Source organism: Mesorhizobium sp. M7A.F.Ca.CA.002.05.1.1 (assembly GCF_003998335.1).
Classification (GTDB): Bacteria; Pseudomonadota; Alphaproteobacteria; order Rhizobiales; family Rhizobiaceae; genus Mesorhizobium.
The window spans coordinates 1-2,863 of the sequence record NZ_RZQI01000774.1 but is presented as its reverse complement, the minus strand read 5'-3'; the positions used below and the strand labels follow the sequence as shown (position 1 = coordinate 2,863).

General features: G+C 62.9%; 4 protein-coding genes and 1 pseudogene. 1 reads left to right on the top strand and 4 read right to left on the bottom strand.

Going from position 1 to position 2,863, the window contains the following annotated elements; genetic code table 11:
• Positions 1-155: 155 nt before the first annotated feature.
• On the bottom strand, positions 156-761 hold the full coding sequence (locus EN939_RS28255; RefSeq protein WP_127271008.1) for a tetratricopeptide repeat protein: 606 nt from the start codon (positions 759-761) through the stop codon (positions 156-158).
• A gap of 112 nt (positions 762-873) precedes the next feature.
• On the bottom strand, positions 874-999 hold the full coding sequence (gene ykgO, locus EN939_RS28250; RefSeq protein WP_006327841.1) for a type B 50S ribosomal protein L36: 126 nt from the start codon (positions 997-999) through the stop codon (positions 874-876).
• 242 nt (positions 1,000-1,241) lie between these two features.
• Here ykgO and EN939_RS28245 point away from each other — a divergent pair, with 242 nt between their 5' ends.
• Positions 1,242-1,664, top strand: coding sequence for a lysozyme inhibitor LprI family protein (locus EN939_RS28245; RefSeq protein ID WP_127271006.1), 423 nt, complete (start codon positions 1,242-1,244; stop codon positions 1,662-1,664).
• 6 nt (positions 1,665-1,670) lie between these two features.
• Here EN939_RS28245 and EN939_RS28240 read toward each other — a convergent pair whose 3' ends face one another.
• Both EN939_RS28240 and purE read right to left on the bottom strand, forming a co-directional pair.
• A complete protein-coding gene (locus EN939_RS28240; protein ID WP_127271005.1) occupies positions 1,671-2,750 on the bottom strand; it encodes a 5-(carboxyamino)imidazole ribonucleotide synthase in 1,080 nt (359 codons plus the stop codon).
• A pseudogene (gene purE / locus EN939_RS39380) lies at positions 2,747-2,863 on the bottom strand (5-(carboxyamino)imidazole ribonucleotide mutase); the annotation flags it as partial. The pseudogene purE and the gene EN939_RS28240, both read right to left, overlap by 4 nt.

The window sequence follows — 2,863 nt, the reverse complement described above, 5'->3', positions numbered from 1 at the left end:
GGGTAGGCAGTAGGCAGTAGGCAGTAGGCAGTAGGCAGTAGGCAGTAGGCAGTAGGCAGTAGGCAGTAGGCAGTAGGCAGTAGGCAGTAGGCAGTAGGCATGTGTGTTCCGCAGAGCGGTCTGGACCTACTGCCTAATCCCTACTGCCTATTCCCTTAAATGCCTTCACCGGCAAGTTCCTCCGAAATCGTGCCGACCTGGTCCTGGGCGCTGCGCATCATCGGATAGATGGCCAGCACCTTCTGCCAGGCCTCGAGCGCCGATTGCTTGTGGCCGGTCAGCGCCATGATCTGCGCCAGGCCGGACAGCGCACCGAAATGGCGCGGCTCGAGCTGCAGCGTTTGGTCGATGTCGGACATCGACTTGCCGTAGTTCTTCATCATGAAATGGACGGTGGCACGCCGGTTCCAGCCTTCGGCATAAGTCGGCTGCAAAGTCACCACCTGGTCGAGGAAATCGAGCGCGACGTCGAACTTCTGGCCCTCGACGGCTTTTTGCGACCACTGCATCATCAGGTCGATCGAGGCGCTGCCGGATTGCGACCACTCGCTCCAGATGTTGCCGGCGATGCGCTCGGCCGCCTTTTCGTTGCGCTCGCGTTTCAGATCGCTGAACAACTGGTCGAGGCGGGCTTGTTTCGTCGTTGCGGCGGGCGGCGCGTCCTGAGTGGCCGGCGGCGCGACAGCATCGTCCGCCCATGCCGGGCCATAAATGACGCCGGAAACAAGCAGAGATGTCACAAATGCAAAAAGAATCCGCATCGCCGGACTCTAGTCCCGGGCGACGGAACGTCAAACTGAATTTGGCGTGAAAATGCCGGCAGGCGGCAACAAGCATCAAATGGGGGGAGGCAACAGCCTCCTGCCCGAAAACTCAGCCCTGGCGTGCCTTGTAGCGCGGGGCGGTCTTGTTGATGATGTAGACGCGGCCCTTGCGGCGAACCAACTGGTTGTCGCGGTGACGCGCCTTCAGCGCCTTGAGCGAATTCTTGATCTTCATGGTCTTGCCTGTCGGTGTGGACCCGGTCCGGGTCGAAATTTTAAGGCGCGCCAGAAGACGCGCCTTTGAACTGTGGGAGGCTCATAAACGAGGAGCCTTGTCCCTGTCAACCGCAAGCGTGCTCCATAGCGGCTGTGAATCGTCCCTGTCATCAATTATCCGCCATGTCGGCCTTGCGGCATTGCGCGGCCCTGGGGCCGGCTGGGATGATGCGGTCGCCGTGAAGTGATTTGGAGAGAACCATGCGCCGAATGTTCCTGTCCGCCTGCCTTGTCCTGCTGGCGGCAGCTTCGGTTGCTCGCGCGCAGGAATGCGACCGCAGCGACGATAGCCAGCAGATGATGAACATCTGTGCCGGCGAAGACTATCAGGCGGCCGACGCCAAGCTCAACAAGGCCTATCAGGACCTTACCAGCTCGGATGACGCCGGCGGCAAGAGATTGCTGCAGGTGGCGCAGCGCGCCTGGATCACTTTTCGCGATGCCGAATGCGCGCATTCCACCGCCGCCAGTCAAGGCGGCTCGATCCATCCGATGGCAGTATCGCAATGCCTGACCAGATTGACCAATGATCGCATCAAGCAGCTCGCTGCCGCGGCCAATTGCGAGGAAGGCGATGTGAGTTGCGCCAATCCAGGCGAGGACGAGAGCGACGATTTGCAGTAGGCAACCCTATGAGGCGCGACGGCTGATCCGAGTGAAATGCCCCATCTTGCGGCCGAGCCGCGCTTCGGCCTTGCCGTAGAGATGCAGCATCAGATCGGGCTCGGCGAGAAGCTCCGGGACGCGCAGCACATCGTCGCCGATCAGGTTTTCCATCACACAGTCGGAATGGCGGTCCGGGGCGCCGAGCGGCAGGCCGGCGATGGCGCGGATATGCTGCTCGAACTGCGAGACGATACAGGCGGCTTCCGTCCAATGGCCGGAATTGTGCACGCGCGGCGCGATCTCGTTGGCCAGCAGCGAGCCGTCCGCCAGCACGAAGAACTCGACGCCGATGACGCCGACATAGTTCAGCGCCGACAGGATCTTCGATGCGGCCGTTCGGGCCGCTTCCGCCGTCTCCGGCATAATGGCGGCCGGCAAGGTCGATGTGTGGAGAATGCCGTTGCGATGGATATTCTCGGCTGGATCGTAAGCGACAACCGCACCGTCCAGCCCACGCGCCGCGATCACCGATATCTCGCGCTCGAACGGCACGAAGGCCTCCAGGATCAGAGGCACATTGCCCATCGCCTCGCATGTGCCGGCGAAGCCGCCGGCTTCCATGTTGCGGAAGACGCGCTGGCCTTTGCCGTCATAGCCCATGCGCCGGGTCTTCAGGACACCGCTGCCGTCGAATGCTTTCAGCGCCGCGATCAGCTGGTCATCATTGTCGACGGCGTGGAAATCGGCGGTGGCAATGCCGATGCCGTTGAGGAATGTTTTTTCGTCCACCCGGTCCTGCGCCACTTCCAGCGCACGCGCCGGCGGATAGACCGGAACCTTGGCGGCCAGCGCACTGGCGGCTGCAACCGGCACGTTCTCGAACTCGTAGGTGACGACGGAACTCGAGCCTGCCAGTTCGGCAAGGGCGGCCGGGTCGTCATAGGCGGCTGTTATCTGCCGGTTGGCGACCTGTGCCGCGGGGCAATCCGCTTGCGGCTCCAGCACCACGGTGCGGTAGCCGAGGCGGGCGGCAGCAACAGCCAGCATGCGGCCGAGCTGGCCGCCGCCAATGATGCCGATGGTCGATCCGGCGGGCAGGCTCACGGCGTATCCGTCGGTTCTGCCGCGACCTTGGCGGTCTGCGCGGCGCGCCAGGCATCCAGGCGGACGGCAAGCTCGTTATCGTTCAGGGCCAGCACGGCGGCGGCTAGAAGGGC

Excerpts from the sequence above, each read along its gene's own strand:
- EN939_RS28255 (WP_127271008.1), bottom strand. The coding sequence starts at position 761 with ATGCGGATTCTTTTTGCATTTGTGACATCTCTGCTTGTTTCCGGCGTC.
- ykgO (WP_006327841.1), bottom strand. The coding sequence starts at position 999 with ATGAAGATCAAGAATTCGCTCAAGGCGCTGAAGGCGCGTCACCGCGAC.
- EN939_RS28245 (WP_127271006.1), top strand. The coding sequence starts at position 1,242 with ATGCGCCGAATGTTCCTGTCCGCCTGCCTTGTCCTGCTGGCGGCAGCT.